Source organism: Pseudolysinimonas sp., assembly GCF_044239695.1.
Taxonomy (GTDB): domain Bacteria; phylum Actinomycetota; class Actinomycetes; order Actinomycetales; family Microbacteriaceae; genus Pseudolysinimonas_A.
Window position 1 is genome coordinate 1 of record NZ_JBIIAW010000026.1, and the last position, 24,623, is coordinate 24,623.

At 70.0% G+C, this 24,623-nt stretch carries 20 protein-coding genes; 15 read left to right on the plus strand and 5 right to left on the minus strand.

Annotation, left to right across the window (positions count from 1 at the left end):
- The coding region (locus ACILQS_RS05965; protein ID WP_395639198.1) for a ParA family protein at positions 1-718 on the minus strand (718 nt) is incomplete at its 3' end.
- 74 nt (positions 719-792) lie between these two features.
- Here ACILQS_RS05965 and ACILQS_RS05970 point away from each other — a divergent pair.
- The 3 genes from ACILQS_RS05970 to ACILQS_RS05980 are packed head-to-tail and all read left to right on the plus strand — an operon-like array spanning position 793 to position 5,901.
- Positions 793-4,191 carry a pyruvate carboxylase gene (locus ACILQS_RS05970; RefSeq protein WP_395639199.1) on the plus strand — a complete coding sequence of 1,133 codons (3,399 nt, stop codon included), beginning with the start codon at positions 793-795 and terminating at the stop codon, positions 4,189-4,191.
- Between the two features lie 4 nt (positions 4,192-4,195).
- Positions 4,196-5,401 (plus strand): AAA family ATPase, encoded by a 1,206-nt coding sequence (locus ACILQS_RS05975; RefSeq protein ID WP_395639200.1) that lies wholly within the window; start codon positions 4,196-4,198, stop codon positions 5,399-5,401.
- The gene (locus tag ACILQS_RS05980; RefSeq protein WP_395639201.1) at positions 5,398-5,901 is read left to right on the plus strand and encodes a peptide deformylase; all 504 of its coding nucleotides are present in this window, start codon (positions 5,398-5,400) and stop codon (positions 5,899-5,901) included. Before ACILQS_RS05975 ends, ACILQS_RS05980 begins: the two co-directional genes overlap by 4 nt.
- 52 nt (positions 5,902-5,953) lie before the next feature.
- On the opposite strand, the gene ACILQS_RS05985 is transcribed toward ACILQS_RS05980, so the two are convergent.
- On the minus strand, positions 5,954-7,780 hold the full coding sequence (locus tag ACILQS_RS05985; protein WP_395639202.1) for an AMP-dependent synthetase/ligase: 1,827 nt from the start codon (positions 7,778-7,780) through the stop codon (positions 5,954-5,956).
- Between the two features lie 82 nt (positions 7,781-7,862).
- On the opposite strand from ACILQS_RS05985, the gene ACILQS_RS05990 reads away from it, so the two are divergent.
- The 3 genes from ACILQS_RS05990 (at position 7,863) to ACILQS_RS06000 (ending at position 10,968) form a co-directional block, all read left to right on the plus strand.
- A complete protein-coding gene (locus ACILQS_RS05990; protein ID WP_395639203.1) occupies positions 7,863-8,819 on the plus strand; it encodes an ROK family protein in 957 nt (318 codons plus the stop codon).
- Between the two features lie 11 nt (positions 8,820-8,830).
- Positions 8,831-9,529 carry a lysophospholipid acyltransferase family protein gene (locus tag ACILQS_RS05995; RefSeq protein WP_395639204.1) on the plus strand — a complete coding sequence of 233 codons (699 nt, stop codon included), beginning with the start codon at positions 8,831-8,833 and terminating at the stop codon, positions 9,527-9,529.
- A gap of 68 nt (positions 9,530-9,597) precedes the next feature.
- A complete protein-coding gene (locus tag ACILQS_RS06000) occupies positions 9,598-10,968 on the plus strand; it encodes a class II 3-deoxy-7-phosphoheptulonate synthase (RefSeq protein WP_395639205.1) in 1,371 nt (456 codons plus the stop codon).
- A gap of 68 nt (positions 10,969-11,036) precedes the next feature.
- Here ACILQS_RS06000 and pknB read toward each other — a convergent pair whose 3' ends face one another.
- Together pknB and ACILQS_RS06010 are read right to left on the minus strand one after the other, a co-directional pair.
- Complete coding sequence (gene pknB, locus ACILQS_RS06005; protein ID WP_395639206.1) at positions 11,037-13,004, minus strand: Stk1 family PASTA domain-containing Ser/Thr kinase; 1,968 nt, start codon at positions 13,002-13,004, stop codon at positions 11,037-11,039.
- Between the two features lie 61 nt (positions 13,005-13,065).
- Positions 13,066-14,211 (minus strand): LysM peptidoglycan-binding domain-containing protein, encoded by a 1,146-nt coding sequence (locus ACILQS_RS06010; RefSeq protein ID WP_395639207.1) that lies wholly within the window; start codon positions 14,209-14,211, stop codon positions 13,066-13,068.
- A 299-nt stretch (positions 14,212-14,510) separates the two neighbouring features.
- On the opposite strand from ACILQS_RS06010, the gene ACILQS_RS06015 reads away from it, so the two are divergent.
- Positions 14,511-14,855: an Rv2175c family DNA-binding protein gene (locus ACILQS_RS06015; protein WP_395639208.1), complete on the plus strand. Its 345-nt coding sequence runs from the start codon at positions 14,511-14,513 to the stop codon at positions 14,853-14,855.
- A 17-nt stretch (positions 14,856-14,872) separates the two neighbouring features.
- Here ACILQS_RS06015 and ACILQS_RS06020 read toward each other — a convergent pair whose 3' ends face one another.
- The gene (locus ACILQS_RS06020) at positions 14,873-15,997 is read right to left on the minus strand and encodes a polyprenyl synthetase family protein (RefSeq protein WP_395639209.1); all 1,125 of its coding nucleotides are present in this window, start codon (positions 15,995-15,997) and stop codon (positions 14,873-14,875) included.
- Positions 15,998-16,059: 62 nt separating this feature from the next.
- On the opposite strand from ACILQS_RS06020, the gene ACILQS_RS06025 reads away from it, so the two are divergent.
- The 8 genes from ACILQS_RS06025 to mraY all read left to right on the plus strand — a co-directional run bounded on the left by ACILQS_RS06025 (position 16,060) and on the right by mraY (position 24,618).
- The gene (locus ACILQS_RS06025; protein ID WP_395639210.1) at positions 16,060-16,419 is read left to right on the plus strand and encodes a DUF3040 domain-containing protein; all 360 of its coding nucleotides are present in this window, start codon (positions 16,060-16,062) and stop codon (positions 16,417-16,419) included.
- A 199-nt stretch (positions 16,420-16,618) separates the two neighbouring features.
- The gene (mraZ, locus tag ACILQS_RS06030) at positions 16,619-17,050 is read left to right on the plus strand and encodes a division/cell wall cluster transcriptional repressor MraZ (protein WP_395639211.1); all 432 of its coding nucleotides are present in this window, start codon (positions 16,619-16,621) and stop codon (positions 17,048-17,050) included.
- Positions 17,051-17,149: 99 nt separating this feature from the next.
- The gene (gene rsmH, locus ACILQS_RS06035) at positions 17,150-18,142 is read left to right on the plus strand and encodes a 16S rRNA (cytosine(1402)-N(4))-methyltransferase RsmH (RefSeq protein WP_395639212.1); all 993 of its coding nucleotides are present in this window, start codon (positions 17,150-17,152) and stop codon (positions 18,140-18,142) included.
- Positions 18,139-18,717 (plus strand): hypothetical protein, encoded by a 579-nt coding sequence (locus ACILQS_RS06040; protein ID WP_395639213.1) that lies wholly within the window; start codon positions 18,139-18,141, stop codon positions 18,715-18,717. The genes rsmH and ACILQS_RS06040 overlap by 4 nt, the downstream gene beginning before the upstream one ends.
- A 14-nt stretch (positions 18,718-18,731) precedes the next feature.
- Positions 18,732-20,504: a peptidoglycan D,D-transpeptidase FtsI family protein gene (locus ACILQS_RS06045; RefSeq protein ID WP_395639214.1), complete on the plus strand. Its 1,773-nt coding sequence runs from the start codon at positions 18,732-18,734 to the stop codon at positions 20,502-20,504.
- Between the two features lie 27 nt (positions 20,505-20,531).
- Positions 20,532-22,091, plus strand: a complete 1,560-nt coding sequence (locus ACILQS_RS06050) for a Mur ligase family protein (protein WP_395639215.1) — start codon at positions 20,532-20,534, stop codon at positions 22,089-22,091.
- Positions 22,088-23,491: a UDP-N-acetylmuramoyl-tripeptide--D-alanyl-D-alanine ligase gene (gene murF, locus ACILQS_RS06055; protein ID WP_395639216.1), complete on the plus strand. Its 1,404-nt coding sequence runs from the start codon at positions 22,088-22,090 to the stop codon at positions 23,489-23,491. The genes ACILQS_RS06050 and murF overlap by 4 nt, the downstream gene beginning before the upstream one ends.
- Positions 23,488-24,618 carry a phospho-N-acetylmuramoyl-pentapeptide-transferase gene (mraY, locus tag ACILQS_RS06060; protein ID WP_395639217.1) on the plus strand — a complete coding sequence of 377 codons (1,131 nt, stop codon included), beginning with the start codon at positions 23,488-23,490 and terminating at the stop codon, positions 24,616-24,618. The genes murF and mraY overlap by 4 nt, the downstream gene beginning before the upstream one ends.
- Positions 24,619-24,623: the final 5 nt, after the last annotated feature.

Genomic DNA, 24,623 nt, shown 5'->3' on the forward strand with positions numbered 1-24,623 from the left:
CGTCGCCGGGCCAGATGTGCAGGGGCTTCGCGGCGCCCTGGGCCTGCTGCAGGGAGGTGCGCTCCGGGAGCTGGGGGCTCAGCACGAGGGGGCCGAACATGTCGCGCAGTTCCTTGATGCGGAACTGGTGCTCGAGGGACTGCACGCGGGCCCGGTTGACGATGATGCCGAGGGGCTGGAGCCGGGGGGAGAGGCCGCGGCGGATCTCCTCGATGGCACGCAGCGCGCGGTCGGCGGCGGCGACGGAGAACAGGCCCGGCTCGGTGACGACGCCGACCCGGTCGGACGCGGCCCACGCGGTGCGGGTGAGCGCGTTGAGCGACGGTGCGCAGTCGATCAGCACGAGCTCGTAGTCGCGTTCGACGTGGGCGAGCGCCTCTTCGAGCTTCCAGATGTCGCGGATGCTGGGGTGCGGTCCGTCGAAGTTGATGGCGGACGGGGAGCCGATCATCACGTCGACGACGCCCTGCCGGCCCTTCGTCCAGCCGCTCGTGGCGATCGCCGAGCGGACGATCTTCTCTTTCGGCGAGGCGAGCACGTCCGCGACGTTGAGATGTCCGGCGACATCGATGTCCATCCCGGTGGAGACATCCGACTGCGGATCGAGGTCGACGACCAGGGTCGAGAGCCCCTTCGCGAAAGCCGCGGAGGCGAGTCCGAGCGTCACCGTGGTCTTCCCCACGCCCCCCTTGAGGGAGCTGACGCTGAGCACGTGCATGATGAGGGAGCCTACCTTCAGTACCCTGGGAGCAGCGTCACCGCCACGTCGCAGCCCTCCGCCGAAAGGACTCCATGTTCCGCAAGATCCTGGTCGCGAACCGCGGTGAGATCGCGATCCGGGCGTTCCGCGCCGCTTACGAGCTCGGGGCGAAGACGGTGGCCGTCTACCCCTACGAGGATCGGAACTCCCTGCACCGGCTGAAGGCCGACGAGGCGTACCAGATCGGTGAGGAAGGCCACCCCGTGCGGGCCTACCTCGACGTCGACGAGATCATCCGGGTCGCGGTGGAGTCCGGGGCCGACGCGATCTACCCGGGATACGGATTCCTGTCCGAGAACCCCGACCTGGCCGCCGCGGCCGCGGCGAAGGGCATCACCTTCATCGGCCCGGGTCAGCACGTGCTCGAGATGGCCGGCAACAAGGTGACGGCGAAGGAGCACGCCATCTCGGCGGGGGTGCCGGTGCTGAAGTCGACCCCCGCGACGACCGACATCGAGGTGCTGCTCGCGGGCGCCGACGAGATCGGCTTCCCGGTCTTCGCGAAGGCCGTCGCGGGCGGTGGCGGACGCGGGATGCGCCGCGTCGACAAGAAGGAGGACCTGCGCGAGGCCCTCGAGGCCGCGATGCGCGAAGCCGACAGCGCGTTCGGCGACCCGACGATGTTCATCGAGCAGGCGGTCGTGCGCCCCCGCCACATCGAGGTGCAGATCCTCGCCGACGGCAGCGGCGAGACCATTCACCTGTTCGAACGCGACTGCTCGGTGCAGCGCCGCCACCAGAAGGTGGTCGAGATCGCGCCGGCGCCGAACCTCGACGACAGCATCCGCCAGGCGATGTTCCGGGATGCCGTCGCGTTCGCCAAGTCGATCGGCTATGTCAACGCGGGAACCGTCGAGTTCCTGCTCGACACCGCGGGGGACCGCAAGGGTCAGCACGTCTTCATCGAGATGAACCCCCGCATCCAGGTCGAGCACACGGTCACCGAAGAGGTGACGGATGTCGACCTCGTCCAGTCGCAGATGCGCATCGCGTCGGGGGAGACCCTCGCCGAGCTCGGCCTCTCCCAGGACACCGTGCAGCTCCACGGCGCGGCGCTCCAGTGCCGCATCACGACGGAGGACCCGGCCGCCGGGTTCCGTCCCGACACGGGCAAGATCACCACCTACCGGTCGCCGGGCGGCGCCGGGGTGCGTCTCGACGGCGGCACGGTCGCCGCGGGGGCGCAGGTGTCGCCGCACTTCGACTCGATGCTCGTGAAGATGACCTGCCGCGGCCGTGACTTCGCCACCGCCGTTCGCCGCGCGCGTCGCGGCCTCGCCGAGTTCCGTCTCCGCGGGGTGACCACCAACATCCCGTTCCTCCAGGCGGTGCTCGAAGACGCCGACTTCCAGGCCGGCGACCTCTCGACGGCGTTCATCGAGGAGCGGCCGTGGCTGGTGCGCGGCCACGAGTCGAAGGACCGCGGCTCGAAGATCCTCTCCTGGCTCGCCGACGTCACCGTCAACCAGCCGAACGGTGACGGCGCGGGCGCGATCGACCCGGCGCTGAAGCTGCCGAGCGTCGACCTCGAGGCGCCGGCGCCCGACGGGTCCCGGCAGAAGCTGCGGGAGCTCGGACCGGTGGGCTTCGCCGCCGCGCTGCGCGCGCAGACGCCGCTCGCCGTCACCGACACGACCTTCCGCGACGCCCACCAGTCGCTGCTCGCCACCCGGGTGCGCACGAAGGACCTCGTCGCCGTGCTGCCGCACGTCGCCCGGCTCACGCCCGGACTGCTCTCGGTCGAGGCCTGGGGCGGGGCGACCTACGACGTCGCCCTGCGGTTCCTCGGCGAGGACCCGTGGGAGCGCCTCGCGGCGATGCGCGAGGCCCTGCCGAACGTCGCCATCCAGATGCTGCTGCGCGGCCGCAACACGGTCGGCTACACGCCGTACCCGACCGAGGTGACCGACGCGTTCGTCACCGAGGCGGCCGCGAGCGGGGTCGACATCTTCCGCATCTTCGACGCCCTCAACGACGTCGACCAGATGACGCCGGCGATCGACGCGGTGCTCGCCACCGGCAGCGCCGTCGCCGAGGTCGCCCTCTGCTACACCGGCGACCTGCTCGACCCGGCCGAAGACCTCTACACGCTCGACTACTACCTGAAGCTCGCCGAGAAGATGGTCGCCCGCGGAGCCCACATCCTGGCGATCAAGGACATGGCGGGCCTGCTCCGTGCCGGTGCCGCCGAGAAGCTCGTGACCGCGCTGCGTGCGAACTTCGACCTGCCCGTGCACGTGCACACGCACGACACGGCGGGCGGCCAGTTGGCGACGCTCCTCGCCGCGAGCCGGGCGGGGGCGGATGCCGTCGACGCCGCGTCCGCGCCGATGGCGGGCACCACGAGCCAGCCGAGTCTCTCGGCGCTCGTGGCCGCGACCGTGCACACCGACCGGGACACGGGGATCTCGCTCTCCGCCGTCGAAGACCTCGAACCGTACTGGGAGGCCGTGCGCCGCGCCTACAAGCCGTTCGAGTCCGGACTTCCGGGCCCGACGGGGCGCGTCTACAAGCACGAGATCCCGGGGGGCCAACTCTCGAACCTGCGCCAGCAGGCGATCGCGCTCGGCCTCGGCGACCAGTTCGAGAAGGTGGAGGATGCCTACGCGGCGGCCAACCGCATCCTCGGGCGTCCGCCGAAGGTGACGCCCTCGTCGAAGGTGGTCGGCGACCTCGCCCTCGCCCTCGTCGCGGCCGACGCCGACCCGGCCGACTTCGAGCAGAATCCGGCCAAGTACGACATCCCGGACTCGGTCGTCGGCTTCATGGCGGGCGAACTCGGCGACCTTCCCGGCGGCTGGCCCGAGCCCTTCCGCTCCAAGGTTCTCGAGGGGCGTGACATCAAGATCGGCACGACCCCGATCACTCCCGAGGACCAGGCCGCCCTCGACGGCGACGCCGCCGGTCGCCGCTCGGCGCTCAACCGGCTGCTCTTCGCGGCTCCGACCGCGGCCTTCGAACAGGTGCGCGAGCAGTACGGCGACCTCTCCGGTGTTCCGACCCTCGACTACCTCTACGGGCTGCGCACCGGGGTCGAGCACGCGGTCTCGCTCGGGCCGGGCGTCGACCTCCTGCTCAGCCTCGAGGCGATCGGCGAGCCCGACGAACAGGGCATGCGGAGCGTCATGACGACGATCAACGGTCAGCTGCGTCCGATCCTCGTGCGCGACCGGTCCATCAAGGTCGAAGTGAGCACGGTGGAGAAGGCCGACGCGTCCGTGCCCGGCCAGATCGCCGCCCCGTTCTCGGGCGTCGTGACCCTCAAGGTCGCCGACGGCGACACCGTGACGGTCGGCCAGCCGATCGCGTCGATCGAGGCGATGAAGATGGAAGCGGCGATCACGAGCCCCGTCGCGGGCACCGTGAAACGCCTCGCGATCCGCGCGACACAGCAGGTGGAGGCGGGAGACCTCCTGATCGTGGTCGAATAGAAGGATGCGCAAAGACCAGAACGACGATCTCGCAACGGCGCTGCCGTCGAGTCTGACGGTCGACCTCCACCTGCCGGAGCCCGTGCACGAGGCGCCGGAGGACGAGGCGATGGTCGCCCTCGACCGCATCGCCGCCCATCCCGCGGTCGGTCCGACGGCTCCGACGATGTCGATCGAGATCGTCACGTCCGCCGTGCCGACGAACGCCGAGCCCGCCGACGAGACCGAGACCCCGGTCGAGATCGTGCCGCTGCCCGAGCATCCGGAGCCCCCGGCGGCGGCGGAGGTCGTCCCGAAGAAGGCGGCCAAGCCGCTCAAGCCGGGTCGTAAGCCGCGTCCCGAGGGGTCGTGGCCGACGTTCGTCTACGGCGCGACCCTGCATCTCGTCAACCTCGGCGACTCCCGAACCGTGCGGGCCCGCAAGGCGCTCGATGCGCGCATCGCGCAGCCGTTCGGCGACGGCCCGCGGTTCGTCCCCGTCCTCAGCCGCAAGGGCGGCGTCGGCAAGACCACGATCACGACGCTGCTCGGGATGGCGCTGGCCGATGTGCGCGCGGACCGCGTGCTGGCGATCGACGCCAACCCCGATCGCGGCACCCTCGCCGACCGCGTCACGAAGCAGACCCGCTCGACGGTGCGCGATGTCGTGCTGCACGCGCCCGACCTCGGCGGATTCGACGAACTGTCGAGCCACCTCTCCCGTGACATCACCGGTCTCGACGTCGCCGCCTCGGACTCCGACCCGCTGCTCGCCGAAGCCTTCGACGAGGACGGCTACAACGTCGTCGCCGACGTCGTCGCGCCGCACTACGGCGTCGTCGTCACCGACAGCGGCACGGGCGTGGTCCACTCCGTCATGCGCGCCACCCTCCAGCGGGCGGATGCCGTGGTGGTCGTCTCCGGCGGGAGCATCGACGAGGCACGTCTCGCGTCGGAGACCCTCACCTGGCTGGAGGCGAACAACTACGGAGCGCTCGTCGCGAACGCCGTCGTCGCCCTCAACGCATCGACGCAGGGCACCGACCTCGACAAACTCCACGACATCGAGGAGCACTTCCGCTCGCGCGTGCGTGCGGTCGTCCGCATCCCGTACGACCCTGAACTCGCCGCCGGCTCGATCGTGCGCTTCGAGGCGCTGCGGCCGTTCACCCGCGCCTCGGCGCGCGAGCTCGCCGCGGTCGTCGTCGACGGGCTGGGCGACCGCGCGTGACCGAACGCCAGATCCGCCTCTTCGGCGACCCCGTACTCCGCTCGCCCACGGATCCGATCGTGGTCACCCCGGGGGATCCTCGACTCGCCGCCCTCGCGGAGGACCTCGTCGACACGGTCACCCCGCCCGGACGGGCCGGCGTCGCCGCCAACCAGATCGGGGTCGGTCTCCGCGGCTTCAGCTACAACATCGACGGCGAGATCGGCTACGTGCTCAACCCGGTGCTCGAAGTGGCGGGCGATCCCGAACTCGTCGACGAGGGCTGCCTGTCGGTGCCCGGGTTCTTCTTCCCGCGGCTGCGGCACCCGTGGGCGCGCGTCACCGGCGTCGACGCCGACGGCGAACCGGTCGAGGTCTCCGGTGAGGGGCTCATGGCGCAAGCGCTCCAGCACGAGTGCGACCACCTGGACGGCAAGCTCTACATCGAAGGTCTCGAGCCCGAGGTGAAGCGAGAAGCCATGCGGGCGATCCGCCAGGCGCCCTGGTTCCAGCAGCCGTAGGGATGCGAAGAGCCGCCGCCCCGGAGGACGACGGCTCTTCGAGACGTCGGGTCTAGTGCACCAGGCTCTCGCCCTTGGTGGCGGGCTGCTCGTACATCGCCTCCACCTGGGTGGCGAAGTCCTTCATGATCGGCCCGCGCTTGATCGACATCTTCGGCGTGAGGTGACCCGACCCCTCCGTGAACTCGGTGCTGAGGATCGTGAACTTGCGGATCGACTCCGCGCGCGAAACCTTGGAGTTGGCGGCATCCACCGCCTTCTGCACCTCGGCGATGACCTTCGGGTTCACGGCCGCGTCGGCGAGCGACATGTCGGCGGCCTCGCCGTTGCTGTTGAGCCACGGCGGGAGCATCTCGGAGTCGAGCGTGACGAGGGCCGAGATGAACGGCTTCTGCTCGCCGACGACGACGACCTGCCCGATGATCGGGTTGGCCCGGATCGGGTCCTCGAGCTGGGCCGGGGACACGTTCTTGCCGGCGGCGGTGACGATGATCTCCTTCTTGCGACCGGTGATCGACAGGTAGCCGTCCTCATCCAGTTCGCCGAGGTCGCCCGTCTTGAACCACTCGCCGTCGAAGGTCTCCTTCGTGGCCTTCTCGTTCTTCCAGTAGCCGTCGAACACGGCGATGCCCTTCACGAGCACCTCGCCGTCGTCGGCGATCTTGATGCCGTTGCCGGGGAGCGCGGGGCCGACCTTGCCGATCTTGAACTTCTCCGTGCGGTTGACCGTGGCCGGCGCCGACGTCTCGGTGAGCCCGTAGCCTTCGAGGATCTTCACGTCGAGGCTGCGGAAGAAGTGACCCAGACGCGCGCCGAGCGGGGCACCGCCCGAAACGGCGAACTTCACGTTGCCGCCCATGACGGCCTTGAGCTTGCTGTAGACGAGGCGGTCGAACAGCGCGAACTTGATCTTCAAGCCGAGCGGCACCTTGCCGGCGTCGAGAGCCTTCGAGTGCTCGATCGCGGTGTCCACCGCCTTCGCGAAGATGTTGCCCTTGCCCCCGGCGACGGCCTTCTGCTCGGCCGAGTTGTAGACCTTCTCGAAGACGCGGGGGACCGCGAGGAGGAAGGTCGGCTTGAACGAGCCGAGCGACTCGACGAGCTTCTTCGTGTCGGCCTGGTGTCCGACCTTGACTCCCGCATGGATCGACAGCATCGAGATGAAGCGCGCGAACACGTGGGCGGTGGTGATGAACAGGAGCGTGGATGCGCCCGGCGTCTGCACGACCTCCGACATGGCGACCGCGGCGTTGCGGCTCAGGTCGACGAAGTTGGAGTGGGTGAGGATGCAGCCCTTCGGGGTGCCGGTCGAGCCCGACGTGTAGATCAGGGTCGCCATGTCCTTGGCTTTGGCGGTGGTGCGGCGCTTCTCGAGGTCGGCATCGCTCACCCCGGTCCCGGAGGCGGCGAGCTTCTCGAGGTCGCCCAGGTGCATCTGCCACACCTTCTCGACATCCGGAGCATCGCCGCGGATCTCGTCGAACCGGGTGAAGTGCTCGGCAGTCTCCACGATGATGCCGGTGGCACCCGAGTCGGTGAGGATGTACTGCACCTGCGACGGCGACGAGGTCTCGTAGATGGGGACGACGATGGCCCCGGCGTACGCGATCGCGAAGTCGACGAGCGTCCACTCGTAGCGGACCTTGCACATGAAGCCGATCTTGTCGCCGGGCTTCACTCCCGCGGCGATGAACCCCTTCGCCAGCGCCACGACCTGCTGCTTGAACTCGGCCGCCGTGACGTCCGACCAGCCGCCGTCGGCGGTGGGCAGCGCGAACAGCGCGTTGTTCGGGGTCTCGGCCACCCGCTCCTCGAGCAGGTACGTGATGTTCGCGTCCGGGTCGGGCTGGACGACGAGCGGGGTGAAGTTCTCTTTCACGGCGACTCCTTTGGGCCGGGGAAATGGTTCCTGCGAGCTTACCTGGGGGAATTCGGAGTTCTCACGGAATTAGGCTGGCTCGGTGCACGCCATCGGAATCGACATCGGAGGCACGAAGGTCGCCGGGGCCCTCGTCAACGAGGCGGGAGGCATCCTGCGTCTCGAGCGGCGCCCGACGCCCGCAGGCGATCCCGCGGCGATCGTCGACGTCGTCGTGGAGCTCGTCCGCGAGCTCGGCGACGGCCAGCAGATCGTGGCCGCCGGGGTCGCCGCCGCCGGCTTCATCGACGCGAGTCAGTCGATCGTGTACTACGCGCCCAACATCAACTGGCGCAGCGAGCCCTTCCGCGACCGCCTCTCCGCGCGCCTGCCGGGTCTCGACATCACGATCGACAACGACGCCAACGCCGCCGGCTGGGCCGAGTATCGGTTCGGCGCGGGGCGCGGCACGACCGACATGACGATGCTCACGATCGGCACCGGGGTGGGCGGGGCGATCGTGACCGACGGGCGACTGCTGCGCGGCGGGTTCGGCGCCGCCGGCGAGATCGGGCACCTGCGGGTGGTCCCGGGCGGTCACCCGTGCGGCTGCGGCCAGAAGGGCTGCATCGAGCAATACGGCTCCGGCCGGGCGCTGCTGCGGTTCTCCAACGAGATCGCGGATGCCGGCGGCATCGGGCAGGCGCTCGGGCAGGCGCGCGAGGCGAACGGCGGGGTGCTCGACGGGACGATCATCGCGCGCCTCATCCAGGACGGGGATGTCGGCGCACTCGCCGCCCTCCGGGAACTCGGCGAGTGGCTCGGCCAGGCGTGCGCGTCGATCGGCGCCGTGCTGGACCCGCAGGTGTTCGTCTTCGGCGGGGGAGTGGCGATCGCCGGCGATCTGCTCCTCGAGCCGATCCGCGAGTCGTTCCTCGCGCACCTCCCGGCGCGCGGGTTCCACCCGGAGCCGGAGTTCCGGGTCGCCGAACTGGTCAACGACGCGGGCGTGGTCGGCGCCGCCGACCTGGCGCGCATCCACGCCGCCACCCGGGAATAGGCTGGCTCTCGGTGCCTCCTCTCTACTGGTTGATCAAGTTCGTGCTGCTCGGACCTTTCGTGCACACGGTCTATCGGCCGTGGATCGTCGGCGACGAGAACATCCCGGAGTCCGGACCGGTGATCTTCGCCAGCAACCACCTCTCGTTCGTCGACTCGATCTTCTTGCCCCTGCTGGTCGACCGGCACATCGTGTTCCTCGCCAAGAGCGAGTACTTCACCGGCACGGGCGTGAAGGGCTGGTTCAGCCGATTCTTCTTCTCCGGGGTGGGCCAGGTGCCGATCGACCGGTCAGGGGGCAAGGCGTCGGAGGCGGCGCTCGACGCAGGCCTCGGAGTGCTCGCCCAGGGCCGACAGCTCGGGATCTACCCCGAGGGCACGCGGAGTCCCGACGGTCGCCTGTACCGCGGCCGCACCGGCATCGCGCGGATGCTGCTCGAATCGGGGGCGACGGTCCTCCCGATCGCGATGATCGACACCGACAAGGTGCTGCCGACCGGCACGAAGTTCCCGAAGCTGCGCAAGGTCGGCGTCGTCATCGGGGAGCCGATGGACTTCTCGCGGTTCGACGGGATGGAGGGCGACCGGTTCGTGCTGCGCTCGATCACCGACGAGATCATGCACGAGCTGTCGAAACTGAGCGGTCAGGAGTACGTCGACGTCTACGCGAGTTCGGTGAAGAACCGCTCAGCGGGAGCCGCGCGGCGCTGACCCCGAGTGACGGATAGGCTGGACGGCTGGTGCGATCGCACCGTCACCTCACAGCAGAGAGTCCTTCCGTGGTAGACCCGACAGAGACCATCGTCCCGGCTGATCCGAGCGTGATCGAGGGTCTCGACTATTGGCGCACGCTGCCGATCAAGCAGCAGCCGGAGTGGTCGGACTCCGCCGCCGTGACCGCGGCCTCGGCCGAGATCGCCGCCTTCCCGCCCCTCGTCTTCGCCGGTGAGGTCGACATCCTTCGGGATCGACTCGCGCGCGCTGCCCGCGGCGACTCCTTCCTGCTGCAGGGCGGGGATTGCGCCGAGACGTTCGCCGGGGCGACGGCCGACCAGATCCGCAACCGGGTGAAGACGCTGCTGCAGATGGCGGTCGTGCTCACCTACGGCGCGTCGATGCCGGTCGTCAAGATGGGTCGCATGGCGGGCCAGTTCGCCAAGCCGCGATCGAGCGACACCGAGACCCGCGGCGACGTCACCCTTCCGGCCTACCGCGGCGACATCGTCAACGGCTACGACTTCACGCCCGAGTCGCGCGCCGCCGACCCCCGCCGCCTCGTGCAGGGCTACCACACGGCCGCCTCGACGCTCAACCTCATCCGCGCCTTCACGCAGGGCGGGTTCGCCGATCTGCGCCAGGTGCACTCCTGGAACAAGGGCTTCGCCACGAACCCGGCCAACCAGCGGTACGAGGGTCTCGCCAAGGAGATCGACCGCGCCGTCAAGTTCATGGAAGCTGCCGGTGCCGACTTCGATGAGTTGCGTCGCGTCGAGTTCTACACCTCGCACGAGGGCCTGCTCATGGACTACGAGCGGCCGATGACCCGCATCGACTCGCGCAACGGCACCCCGGTCAACACGAGCGCGCACTTCCTCTGGATCGGCGAACGCACGCGCGATCTCGACGGCGCGCACGTCGACTACTTCTCGCGCATCCGCAACCCCATCGGCGTGAAGCTCGGCCCGAGCACGAGTGCCGACGACATGGAGCGCCTGATCGACAAGCTCGACCCCGATCGCGAGCCGGGCCGGCTCACCTTCATCACGCGCATGGGTGCAGGCAAGGTGCGCGACGCGCTCCCGCCGCTGCTCGAGGCGATCCAGCGCATGGATGCCACCCCGCTGTGGGTGACCGACCCGATGCACGGCAACGGGCTCACGACGCCCACCGGCTACAAGACGCGCCGGTTCGACGACGTGGTCGACGAGGTGCGCGGCTTCTTCGAGGCGCATCGGGACGCGGGGACCTTCCCCGGAGGCATCCACATCGAGCTCACCGGTGACGACGTCACCGAGTGCCTCGGCGGCTCGGAGCAGATCGACGAGGCGACGCTCGCGACGAAGTACGAATCGCTGTGCGACCCGCGGCTCAACCACATGCAGTCGCTGGAGCTCGCGTTCCTCGTCGCCGAGGAGCTCGCCGCCCGGTGAGCCCTCGGCGAGCCGGTGAGACCTCGGCGAGAGAGCGGCGCAGTGCCGAGGAGCTCGCCGCGCGCTAGCTAGCCGGCGGTGAGTCGCACGGTGACGATGTCGCCGCGCTTCGCCATCACTCCGGGCTCGGGGTTGGAGCGCGACACTCTCGAACTGTTGGGGAACGCCTCCGCGAGCTCTTCGTCGATCTGCCGGTCGAAGGCGTACCGCAGGCCGGCGGCGTCGAGCGCGGCGCGCGCGTCCGTCCAAGACATCCCGACGATCGCCGGGACGGCCACGGGCTCAGGGCCGTTGGAGATGTTGAGGCCGACGTCGTCGCCGGGGCGCAGCGGGGTGCCCGGGTCGACGATCCCGATCACCGCGTCGAGCGGGATGTCGTCGTCGTAGCTGCGCTGGGCGAGCCCGTCCGCGACGGTCAGCCCGACGGTCGAGAGGGCGGCGCGCGCCTCGTCGACCGACTTCCCGACGAGGTCGGGAACCGGGCCGGCCGACACGACGAGCGTGATCGGCTGCAGCTCGCCGTACTCGGTCGCCTCGAGAAGGCTCGCATCGGCCGCGTCGAGAGCGTCGATGAGCATCCCTGCGGCCACGTCGGGGTGGAACCGGGTGTCGGTCTGCTCGAGCGTCCAGTGCTCGTTCACCACCGCCTCGGCCTCCGCCTGGGTCATCCCCTGGTCGAGGTTGATCGGCAGGAGCTGCGGTCCGGCGGAGAGGAGGAGGGTCACGGTCGCGCCCGGCTCGACCGCGGTCCCCAGCTCCGGATCGGTCTCGGCGACCGCGCCGATCTCGATCGTCGGCGACGGGATGGAGCCGTTCTGCTCGGAGACGGTGAGTCCGAGGTCGGCGAGGACCGCGCGGGCGTTCTCCTCCGTCTGTCCGGCGAGATTCGTCGGAATGGTCACCCGGGCGCCGGGGCCGAAAACGAACCACCAGCCGACGCCGGAGCCGAGGAGCAGGAGCACCCCGAGCACGGCGACGATCGGGATCCAGCGCCGGGTGCGCGCGGCGCGCGGGCGCGGCTCGGCGACCGCGAGCTCCGTACCGGGGCCGCGTCGGGAACCGAGCACCTGGGTGGCCGCGTCGCTGAGCGGCCGGTCCGGGGCCAGAAGGCCGGTCGGCGCCGTCTGACGCGGGGCGGGAGCCGCGGGCAGCACCTGCGTGCGACGCGGGCCGCCGAGGTCGTCCGCTGGGAGGTCGAGCAGCGCCTCGGTGCCGCGCACCTCCTCGAGCAGGGCGCGCGCGTCCGCGGGCCGGTCGTCGGGGTTCTTGGCGGTCGCCCAGAGCACCAGTTCGTCGAGCTCGCGCGGCACTTTCGGATTCTTCGAACTCGGCGCAGGGAGGGCTTCGTTCGCGTGCCGGTAGGCGATCTGCATCGGCTGTTCGCCCGTGAACGGCTGCTCGCCGGTCAGCATCTCGTACATCATGATGCCGACGGCGTAGATGTCGCTGCGCGTGTCCGCGACCCCGCGTGTGACGAGTTCGGGGGAGAGATAGGCGATCGTGCCGAGCAGGGCCGCCCCCGTGGCCGTGTTCGCCGAGGTCGCGCGCGCGAGCCCGAAGTCGCCGATCTTGATGCGCCCGTCGTCGGCGAGCAGGACGTTCTCGGGCTTGAGGTCGCGATGCAGGATGCCGGCTTTGTGCGCGGCCCCGAGGCCGGCGAGCACGGCTTCGGTGATGTCGATCATCTGCTGCGGCGTCAGCGACCCGTACTCCTCGAGCAGTTCGCGCAAGGTGATGCCCGGCAGGTACTCCATGACGAGGTAGGCCGACTCGTGGTCCTGGCCCTGGTCGAAGACGTTGACGACGTTGGGGTGCGCGAGCCGAGCGGCGCTGCGCGCCTCCTGGATGAAGCGCTGCTTGAACTGGCTGTCGTCGGCCAGGTGGCCGTGCATGACCTTGACCGCGACGCGCCGCTCCAGGCGGAGGTCGGTGGCGAGGTAGACCGTCGCCATGCCGCCCCGGGCGATGCGGGAGCGCACCTGATACCGGCCGTCGATCAGCCGGCCGATCATCGGATCGGTGGTGCCTACACTCACCCTGGGATTCTAGGTTCGCTCCCTGGCAGAGCCTGGGAGGACACCCCCACCCGGCGCAGACCTAGGCGAGAGCCGAGAACCAGGATCGCGCGCTCGTCTCCCATTTGGCGTAGGCGTTCGGGTAGGCCGAGATCTGCACCTTCTGCGCCGCGACGGTGAGCGCCATCGACTGCCAGCCCGAGATGTCGAGGAGCCCGCGGGTGTACCCGCTGCGCCCTTGGTAGAAGAGGAACGCGGAATGGTAGGGGTTCATGATCTCGTCGATCGTCCCCCAGCCGGTGCTCGTGCGCTGCTGGAAGAGGCCGACCGAGTCGCGGTCGCCGTAGTCGATGTTCCGCAAGCTGGACTCCTGCATCGCCGTCGCGAGGGCGATGATGATGCCGTAGTCGGGCACGCCCTGCTCGCGCCCGACCTGGATGATGATGCGCGCGTTGCCCTCCTGCTCGGCGGTGAGCTCGGTGACTCCGCTGCTCGTACCGCCGCTTCCGGTGCCCCCGGACGAGGCGCCGCCGGCAGCCGGGATGACGAGGGTGCGCCCGGGGTAGATGATGCTCGAGCCCGACAGTCCGTTGGCGTCGAGCACGGCCTGCGTGCTGACCCCGAAGCGGGCCGCGATCGAGGACACGGTGTCGCCCGACTGGATCGTGTAGGTCGACGTGACGGGCGCGGGCGTGCTCTCGGCCGTCGGCGTGGTCGCGGAGACCAGCTCGATCGACGGCGCCGGGGCCGCCGCCGCAGGGATCGCGATCGTCTGGCCCGGGTAGATGATGCTCGACCAGCTCAGCCCGTTGGCGCTCAGGATGGATTCGACCGGGACGCCGAACTTCGCGGCGATGCGGGAGACCGTGTCGCCCGTGGCGATCGTGTAGCGACCGCCCTCCTGGGCTGTCGCGACGGGGGCGGCGGATGCACCGGCCGCCAGTTTCAAGACCTGCCCGGGGAAGATGAGCGACTTCCAGCCGAGCCCGTTGACGGCCAGGACGGATGCCGTGGAGACACCGTGGCGGCCGGCGATCGCCGCGACGGTATCGCCGGCCTGCACGGTGTAGGTGCCGACGGCGGAGGCGCCGCCCCCCGCGGTGCGCGCGGCGGCTGCGGCGATGAGGGCGCGTGTGGTCGAGCCGCTGTCGGATTTGGCTTTCGCAGGCTTCTTCGGGGCCGCCTGGACCGGTTCGACCGGTCCGGTGAGGTTGAGACCGACGGTCATCGCACTCGCCAGGACGAAGGGGAGGGTCTTGCGGAATCCGTCCCCCAGTCGCGACCGGCGGCTCTCGATCCGATGGCGCGCTTCAGCCCGGCTTCTGGTCAACCCGGGGAAGGGTGACGAGGGCCCCCCGGCCCCGTCGACTGCGTGGTTCATCTCTCGCCTCAATCTCCCCACCCCCACGGGGATTCGTGTCGGCACTCCCCGTAACCGTGACATGGATGTCTACCCCTGTCAACCACAGTGAAGGGAGTTGAAGTAGTTTACAAGTTAGAAACATTCGACCGTGGCACGCTAGAGGGGTGACCGCTCCCGCCGCCCCGCGGACCTGGCTGACCGTCCCCGAACTCGTCGAGATCCTCGGCGTCCCGCAGGGTCGCGTACGCCGTCTGATCGAGGACTACTCCCTGCTCGCCGCCCGGGTCGACGGCGTGCTCAAGGTGCCCGCCGTCTTCGTCAAGGACGGCGAGCCGCTCAGCGAACTCCGTGGCACGGTGATCGTTCTGCACGACGCCGGTTTCACCGACGACGAGGCGATGCGCTGGCTGCTCGAGGAGGACGACGTCCTCGGCGCGGCTCCGATCGACGCGCTTCTCGCGGGGCGCAAGGCCGAAGTCCGTCGGGTCGCGCAAGCACTCGGCTTCTGACGCGGCGGGTCAGCGCCCTAGCTGGTGCGCCGCGTGACGGCGTCGGCGAGCGCCGTGAGCTCGTCGCGTGCGCTGCGCGCCAGCGGCGCATCGGCGAGCGCGGCCCGCGCCTGCTCGAGCTGATGGGCGATGACCCGTTCGACGTGCTCGACCGCCCCGCTGTCGCGGACGGCGGTCTGCAGCATGGCGATCTGATCCGCGTCGAGGCTGCGATCGCCGAGTAGTTCGTCGAAGACGCGGGCGGCGGATGAGGGCAGCTTCTGCCGCGCGAGCGTCACGAGCACGGTGCGCTTGCCTTCGCGGAGGTCGTCACCGGCCGGCTTGCCGGTGACGGCGGGATCCCCGAACACGCCGAGGAGGTCGTCGCGAAGCTGGAAGGCGATGCCGAGCGGCAGGCCGAAGTCGCGCAGGGCCGCGATCTGGGCGAGCGAGCCGTCGGCGAGCGAGGCGCCGATCGCGAGCGGGGCTTCGACGCTGTACTTCGCCGACTTGTAGACGATGACCCGCTGGGCGCGGGAGAGATGCTCGTCCTCGGGGAGGGCGCGCCAGGCCATCTCCTCGAAGATGTCGAGGTACTGACCGGCCGTCACCTCGGTGCGCATCCGTCCGAACTCGGTGCGCGCCGCCCGTCCGGCACCGGGAGTGCCGGCGAGGGCGACCCCGGCATCCACCAGTTCGTCGCTCCAGCCGAGGAGGAGGTCGCCCAGCAGCAGCGCGGACGAGAGCCCGTAGGCGTCCGGGGAGCCGTCCCACCCGCGTTCGCCGTGCAGGATGGCGAACGCGCGGTGCACACTCGGCTGCCCGCGACGCAGGTCGGAGTTGTCCATGATGTCGTCGTGCACGAGGGCGGCGGCGTGGAACGCCTCGAGTCCCGCGGCGATCGAGACGACGGCGGCGAGGTCGGCGTGGTCGTCGGGGTCGTCGTCGAGGGGGTCGAAGTCGGTGGCGTGCGCGCTCACCGCGCGCCAGCCCCAGTAGCAGAACAGGGCGCGGAAGCGCTTGCCGCCCGCGAGCAGCCGACGTGCGCAGTCGTCCACGACGTCGAGGTCGGGGGAGATCGCGCGCAGTTCCGCCCCGCGTTCGGCGAGGAAGCCGTCGAGCCGGAATTGCACGAGGTCCACTAACCGCGGACTCTCAGGCACGCGCCTACCTTATCGGCGTAGGAGCGGCCTACACTGGATATCTCGCTGTCCAAGGAGCCCATATGCCACTTTCCGAGCAGGAGCAACGTCTCCTCGACGAGATGGAGCGCAGTCTCTACCACCACGACGCCGACGACGTCGCGAAGGTGGGGACCCGCGGACGCGCCAGCTACACGGCGATCGCCCTCGGGATCATCGCCGGGGTCATCGGCCTCGTCCTCCTCATCGTCGGCGTGGTCGTGCGTCAGCCGCTCGTCGGGGTCGCCGGCTTCGCGGTGATGTTCGTCGGCGCGCTCCTGGCCTTCGCCCCGCCGCGCCGCCTCACGGTTCCGCGTGACGCCCGAGACGCGGCTCCGCGTCGCCAGAGTTTCATGGACACCCTCGGCGAGCGCTTCGAGCAGCGCCGCGACGGCGAGGACTGACCCGCCCCACTTCCTTCGAAAAGGACCGACCTTCGGGTCGGTCCTTTTTTTGTGCGCCCGGGGAGCTCGGCGGTGCGGCCCGGGGGAGCCCGGTGGCCCCCGAGGGAGTCAAAGTGGGGGAAAATGGTTGTCTGGGGAGGAAAGTGGAGTAAAGTGGAGATACCTCAGACGTCTGGCCGGAGAAATGGGGAGGTGCCGCATGTTGCTCGGCACCTTCGCGCCCAAACTCGATGAGAAGGGCCGCGTGATCCTCCCGGCGAAGTTCTGGGACGAGTTCTCCGGCGGCCTCGTCATGACCCGCGGGGTCGACCGCTGCGTCTTCGTGTACTCCGAACGGGAGTTCGAGAAGGTGCACGAGCGGATGTCGACCGCCCCGGTCACGACCAAGGAGGGGCGCGACTACATCCGCCTCTTCCTCTCGGGCGCCACGCAGGAGATCCCCGACAAGCAGCGGCGCGTCACGGTGCCGCCGATGCTCCGCGACTACGCGGGCCTCGACCGCGAACTCACGATGATCGGCGCCGGAACCCGTGCCGAGATCTGGGACACCGCCGCCTGGGACGAGTTCTACGCCGCGACCGAATCCGGGTACGCCGCCGCCGACGGGGAGGTGATCGCGGGCCTCTTCTGAATCCCCGGATGCGACCCTCAGCCGCGCACCCTGCCTCCACTTCCCCGGAGTCAGGTCGCAGCGGATGGGGATCGGATCCCGGGAGCCGGCCCCTCGCTCATGACCAACCCCGCGAACCCCACCCGCCCCGCGACCGCGGACGACGACGCGCTACACACCCCGGTGATGCTCGAGCGCTGCCTCGACCTGCTCGCGCCGGCGCTCGAGCGACCCGGAGCCGTTCTGGTCGACGGCACCCTCGGCCTCGGCGGCCACGCGGAGGCGTTCCTGCGCCGATTCCCTGAACTCACCCTGGTCGGGATCGACCGGGATCCGGAGGCGCTGCGCCTGGCGGGGGAGCGGCTGCGGCCGTTCGCCGAGCGCACGCACCTCGTGCACGCGGTGTCGGATGCGCTCCCGACCGTGCTCGCGGATCTCGGCATCTCGCGCGTCGCCGGCATCCTGTACGACCTCGGAGTGTCGTCGATGCAACTCGACCGCGTCGACCGGGGTTTCTCGTACGCGCGGGATGCCGCGCTCGACATGCGGATGGACGCGACGTCGGCGCTCACCGCCGCGCGCATCATCGCCGAGTACGACGAGGGGTCGCTGCGGCGCATCTTCTTCGAGTACGGCGAGGAGAAGCTCGCCCCGCGCTACGCGCGCAAGATCGTTCAGGCCCGCACGATCGCCCCGATCGAGACCTCGGCCCAGCTCGTCGATCTGCTCCAGGCGGCCACCCCGGCCGCGGTCAAGAACGCCGGACACCCCGCGAAGCGCGTCTTCCAGGCACTCCGGATCGAGGTGAACGCCGAACTGGATGTCCTCGCCCGGACGATCCCCGCCGCTCTCGACGCGTTGGAGGTCGGCGGTCGCATCGTGGTGCTCGCCTACCAGTCCCTCGAGGACCGCATCGTCAAACGGGAGTTCGCCGCCCGGTCGGCGTCGACGGCCCCGCGCGGCCTGCCCGTCGAACTGCCCGAGCACGCCCCCGAGTTCAAGCTGCTCGTGCGGGGCGCCGAGCTCGCCGGCGACGCCGAGAAGGCGCGCAATCCGCGCGCCACCCCCGTGAGGCTCCGCGCCGTCGAACGTCTCCGGGAGGTCGCCGCATGAGCGCTCTTCCGCTGTCGTCCCCGCGCCCGTCACGGTCGACGGCCCCGCGTCGGCACCTCGAGGTCGCACCGGCTCGTGCGGCGCGTCGGGCACGCCCGCGCGTCCTCCCGGCGATCGTCACGATCGCCGGGATCGGCGTGATCCTTCTGGCGCAGTTGCTGCTCAGCATCGTGCTCGCCGACGGCGCGTACACGATCTCGGGTCTCCAAGCGGAGCAGCGCGACCTCCAGCGGCAGGAGCAGGCCCTCACCGAGGACCTCGAAGTGCTGGCATCGACGCAGAACCTCACGGCGAACGCCGAGCACCTCGGCATGGTGGCCAGCGGCAACCCGATCTTCCTCGACCTGAACTCGGGGACGGTCTCGGGGGACGCCACCCCGGCGGGCGGAAGCCTGGTCGGATCGTCGGGCAACCAGATCGGCAACTCCCTCCTGACCGGGGCGACCCTCGTCGACCCGACTCCGACGTCGAACGCCGACGCGTCCGCACCGGCTGAGGGTTCGCCCGCCACCGGCGGGTCTCCCGCGCAGAGCCCCTCGTCGCCTGGGACGATCCCCTCGCCCACCACCCGCTGACCTCAAGGATCCCGATGACGCACTCACGGCTCACCGCGAGACGACTCGCCGTGACCTTGTTCGCGGTGCTCGCCGTCGTCGGCATCTTCGTCGTGAAGCTCGTCGACATCCAGGTCGTCCGGGCCGCCGAGCTGACCGCCGCGGCGGAGGCCCGACGGTCGAGCGAGGTCACCGTGTGGGGGGCCAGGGGTGAGATCGTCGACGCCAACGGCACCGTCCTCGCCGACAGCGTCGACCGCTTCGACATCACGGCGTCGCCGAAGAACGTCTCCGACACCGGGACGACGGAGATCACGCTCGACGGCGAACGCGTCAGGGTTCCGACGACGGAGGCGATCGCCGAGGTCGCCGAGATCACCGGCGCCGCCTCCGCCGACCTTTACGCCGCACTCACCGCCGACCCCGGGTCGGACTTCACCTACCTCGTGAAGGGCGTCACGCTCGAGACGTTCACCGCCGTGTTCGACCTGAACATCGGCTGGGTCTATTCCGAGCTCCGACCCTCCCGCACCTACCCGCGCGGCGCGATCGCCGGCAACCTCGTCGGGTTCCTCGGCACCGACGGTCCGCTCGCCGGCACCGAGTACCAGTGGGACGAGTGCCTCGCGCCGACCGAAGGCACGTCCCGCTACGAGCGCAGCGCCGACGGCGTGCGCCTTCCCGGCAGCCTCGTCGTCGAGCAGGAGGCTGTCGATGGCGGGACGGTGCACCTGACGATCGACTCCGACCTCCAGTGGTTCGCTCAGCAGCAGCTCGCCCAGCAGGGCACGGCGGTCGGCGCCGACTGGGGCACGGCGATGGTCGTGCGCGTCGACACCGGCGAGATCGTCGTCGCCGCCGACTGGCCCTCGATCGACCCGAACGACCTCGATTCGGTCGGTGCCGAGGACTCCGGGGCGCGCATCTTCACCGCTCCGTTCGAGCCGGGCTCGATCATGAAGCCCGTGGCATTCGCGGCACTGCTCGACCGGGGGCTCATCACCCCGAACACCCCGCTCACGATCCCCAACAGCTACACCCCGCCCGGAAGCACCGAGAACATCACCGACTCGTTCTCCGCCGGTAACGCCCGGTGGACCGCGACCGGTGTGCTCATGAACTCGTCGAACATCGGCACGGTCATGCTGAGCGAGAAGCTCACCCCCGAGCAGAAGTACGACTACTTCCGTGCCTTCGGGTTCGGCGAACCCACCGCAGCCGGCTTCCTCGGCGAGGACGGCGGCACCGTGAAGGAGCCGTCGGAGACCACGTACGACACCGCGACCCTCGCGACCCAGATGTTCGGCCAGGGCATCACCGCGACGAGTGCGCAGATGGCGAGCCTCTACCAGACCCTCGGCAATGGCGGCGTCCAGCTGCCGCTCACCCTCGTCGCGGGCTGCGAGGCCCCCGATGGCACGTGGACCGACGTCGCCGTGCCGACCGGCGAGCGGGTCGTGAGCGAGTACGCGGCCGAAACGACGCTGCAGATGATGGAGACGGTCGCGAGTCAGGGGTCGCTGCGCAACGTCATCAGCATCCCCGGCTACCGCATCGCGGCGAAGACCGGCACCGGCGAGGTGGCGGAGAACGGCCAGTACGGGTCGGAGCGCATCGTCTCGCTGGCCACCGTGTTCCCCGCCGAGAACCCTCAGTACGCGCTTGTCGTGACTCTCGGGAAGCCCGATACGATGAAGTTCTCGGGCGCCGCCGCTCCCGTTGCGAACGCGATCATGGAGCAGGTCATCAAGACCTTCCGGATCACCCCCTCGACGGAGCCGGCCCCGAATCTCCCGCTCACCTGGTAGACGGGAGCCACGAGCAGAAGGAGTCGGGTGAGTTCTCGGATCCCCCCGGTCCTCCGTCCGGAGCATCCCTCGCCCCGCTCGCTCGCCGGCTTCGTTCAGGAGTTCGGCATCGAGCACCGCGGAAGCGTCGACGGCGTCGAGATCAGCGGCGTCACCCTGAGCACCGGCGACCTCCATCCCGGCGATCTGTTCGTCGGCGTCAAGGGGTTCAAGGGTCACGGAGCGACCTACGCCGCCCAGGCGCGTGAGGGCGGTGCGGTGGCGCTGCTCACCGACGTCGAAGGCGCGGACCTGGCGGCGGATGCCGGGCTGCCGATCCTCCTCGTCGAGGACCCCCGACTCGCGCTCGGCGAGATCGCCGCCTGGGTCTACCGCACTCGGGACGGCGCGCCGCTGCTGTTCGCAACGACGGGCACGAACGGCAAGACCTCCACCTCGTACCTGCTCGAAGCGGTGCTGCGTCAGCTGGGGCTCGTCACCGGTCTCTCGTCGACCGCCGAGCGGCACATCGGCGACCTCACGATCGTCAGCCGGCTGACGACCCCGGAGGCGAGCGAGATGCACGCGCTGCTCGCCCGGATGCGGGAGAGCGGGGTGCGCGCCGTCGCCGTCGAGGTGAGCGCCCAGGCGCTGACCCACCACCGGGTCGACGGTCTGGTCTTCGACGTCGCCGGGTTCACGAACCTCAGTCACGACCACCTCGACGACTACGCCGACATGGAGGAGTACTTCCGGGCGAAGCTGCCGCTGTTCCAGCCCGAGCTGGCCAAGCGCGCGGTCGTCTGCCTGGACACCCCCTACGGTGCTCGCGTCGTCGAGGAGGCGCGCATCCCGGTGACGACGATCGCGACCCTCGGCCACGCGAGCGCCGAGGATATCGAGTCGGCCGACTGGATCGTCGAGATCGTCGACGCCACCGCCGCCTACACCGAGTTCCGGCTGAGCGGCCCCGAGGGGCGCTCGCTCGTCACCCGCGAACCGCTGATCGGGTGGCACATGGCCGCCAACGCCGCACTCGGCATCGTCATGCTCGTCGAGGCGGGGTTCGAACTCGAGGCGATCGGCGCCGCCCTGGACGCCGACGGCGGCATCCGGGCGTACCTCCCGGGCCGGACCGAACGCGTATCGGGGGATCGGGGACCGAGCGTCTACGTCGACTTCGGGCACAGCCCCGATGCCTTCGAGAACACCCTCGCCGCCGTGCGGCAGTTCACGCCCGGGCGCACGATCATGGTGTTCGGCGCCGACGGCGACCGCGACGCCTCGAAGCGTCACGCGATGGCACGGGTCGCGGCGGAGGGCAGCGACATCCTCATCATCACCGACCACCACCCGCGGTTCGAGAATCCGCAGGCCATCCGCAGGACGCTCCTCGAGGGAGCGGCGCAGGCGGCCCATCAGCCCGAGATCCACGAGGTCAGCCCACCCGAGGCGGCGATCCTGAAAGCGGTCTCGCTCGCGCAGGAGGGCGATTCGATCCTCTGGGCCGGGCCGGGCCACCAGGACTACCGCGACATCGAAGGCGTGCGCACGCCGTACTCCGCCCGCGAACTCGCCCGTGCGGCCCTCCACGAGGCCGGCTGGTGATCGCGCTCACCCTGGCCGAGATCGCGGAGGCGCTCGGCGGACGACTCGTGCGGGGAACCGCCGCCGACGTCGTCTCCGGGAGCGTCGAGACCGACTCGCGGCTCGTCGCGGCCGGTTCCGTCTTCTTCGCGCTCCCGGGGGAGACGACCGACGGAGCGCTCTACGCCGCCGCCGCCGCCGACGCCGGGGCGGCGCTCGTCGTCGCCGAGCGGGACGTGGATGCCGGGGCCGCCGCTCTGATCGTCGTCGCCGACGGCGTCGCAGCCCTCGCCGCGCTCGCCCGGCTCGTCGTCGCCCGGGTGCGGGCCCTCGGCCGCCTGAAGGTCGTCGCGATCACCGGCTCGAACGGCAAGACCACGACGAAGAACCTGCTGCGCGCCGTGCTGGCTCCGGAGGGCGGGACGGTAGCTCCCGAGGGGTCGTTCAACAACCACGTCGGGGCGCCGATCTCGATGCTGCGCGTCGACGAGCAGACCGACTACCTGATCGTCGAGATGGGCGCCTCGCACGTCGGTGAGATCGCGCGGCTGGTGTCGATCGTGACGCCCCACATCGGGCTCGTCCTCAAGGTGGGCCTCGCGCACGCCGGTGAGTTCGGCGGCATCGAAGCCGTGCAGCGCGCGAAGGCCGAGATGGTCACCGACCTCCCGGCCGAGGCGGTCGCTCTCCTCCACGGCGACGACCCGCGGGTCGCCGAGATGGCCGGGATGACGGCCGCCCGCGTCGTGAGCTTCGGGCTCGGCGACGCCAACGAGGTGAGAGCCGAGGACGTGGAGGCGACCGCGACCGGCACGACGTTCGACTACGTCGCCGACGGCGCGCGGCATCCGGTCGGCCTGCGCATCCTCGGCGAGCATCACGTCACCAACGCCCTGGCCGCCCTCGCCGCCGCCCGCGAACTCGGTGTCGCCCCGGAGCGCGCGATCGCCGCGATCGAGGGCGTGACTCGGGCGGAGCGCTGGCGGATGGAGGTCCTCGACCGCGGCGACGGCGTCACCGTGATCAACGACGCCTACAACGCGAGCCCCGACTCGACCGCGGCGGCGCTCAAGACCCTCGCGCAGATCACGAGGGGCGGGCCCGGACGATCGATCGCGGTGCTCGGCGAGATGGCCGAACTGGGGGAGTTCGCCCAGGAGGAGCACGACCGGATCGGCCGGCTCGTCGTGAGGCTCAACATCTCCCAGCTCGTCGTCGTCGGCGAACGCGCCCGCCTCATCCATGCGGCCGCCGGGCTGGAGGGGTCGTGGGACGGGGAGTCGGTGTTCGTCGCCGGACCCGAGGAGGCATACGCTTTCCTGCGTGGAGAACTCCGGCCCGGTGACGTCGTGCTCGTGAAGTCCTCCAAATCAGCGGGACTCAGGTTCCTCGGTGACCGGTTGGGCGGGGTCGCCTCGTGATCGCGCTCCTCATCGCCGGGGCGTTCTCGCTCGTCTTCACGCTCTTCCTCACCCCCGTCTTCATCCGGCTGTTCACGCGAATCGGCTGGGGGCAGTTCATCCGCGACGACGGTGTCGCGGGCGGTCAGCTGAAGCACCACACGAAGCGCGGAACGCCCACGATGGGCGGCATCATCTTCCTGGTCGGGGCGTTTCTCGGCTACCTCGTGGGGCACTGGGTCTCCGGCGTCCCCTGGACGATGGTCGGTGTGCTGGTCTTCGCGATGGCTTTCGGGCTCGGACTCGTCGGCTTCGTCGACGACTTCATGAAGACGCGTAAGCAACGCAGCCTCGGCATCGGCGGCTGGACCAAGATCGCCGGCCAGGTGATCGTCGGCACCGTCTTCGCCGTCTTCGCGATCACCGAGAACTTCCGCGACACCGAAGGGCTCACCCCCGCGTCGACCTACATCTCCGGGGTGCGCGACATCGGTTGGCTGAACCTCGCCGCCTTCGGCTCGGTCATCGGGTTCGTGCTGTTCGTGATCTGGATCAACATCATCACGACGAGCACCTCGAACGCCGTCAACGTCACCGACGGGCTCGACGGTCTCGCGGCCGGTGCCTCGATCTTCGCGATCGCGGCGTACATCTTCATCGGCTTCTGGCAGTCGAACCAGTCCTGCTTCAACGTGATGCTCGACCCCGTCGTCGCGTACAAGTGCTACGAGGTGCGCGACCCGATCGACCTCGCCGTCGCCGCCGCCGCGCTCTGCGGAGCACTGGTGGGTTTCCTCTGGTGGAACACTTCGCCGGCCCAGATCTTCATGGGCGACACCGGCTCGATGGGTCTCGGCGGTGCGCTCGCGGCGCTGGCGATCTTCAGTCGCACCGAGCTGCTGCTCGTGCTGATCGCGGGCCTGTTCATCATCACGACCGGGTCGGTCATCCTGCAGCGCGCCTGGTTCAAGATCACCAAGCGGCGCTACGGCGAGGGGCGCCGGATCTTCCTGATGAGTCCGCTGCATCACCACTTCGAGCTCAAGGGCTGGGCCGAGGTCACGGTCGTCGTGCGGTTCTGGATCATCGCCGCTCTGTTCGTCGCCGCCGGCGTCGGTCTCTTCTACCTCGAATGGGTCAGCCGTTGAGCGGG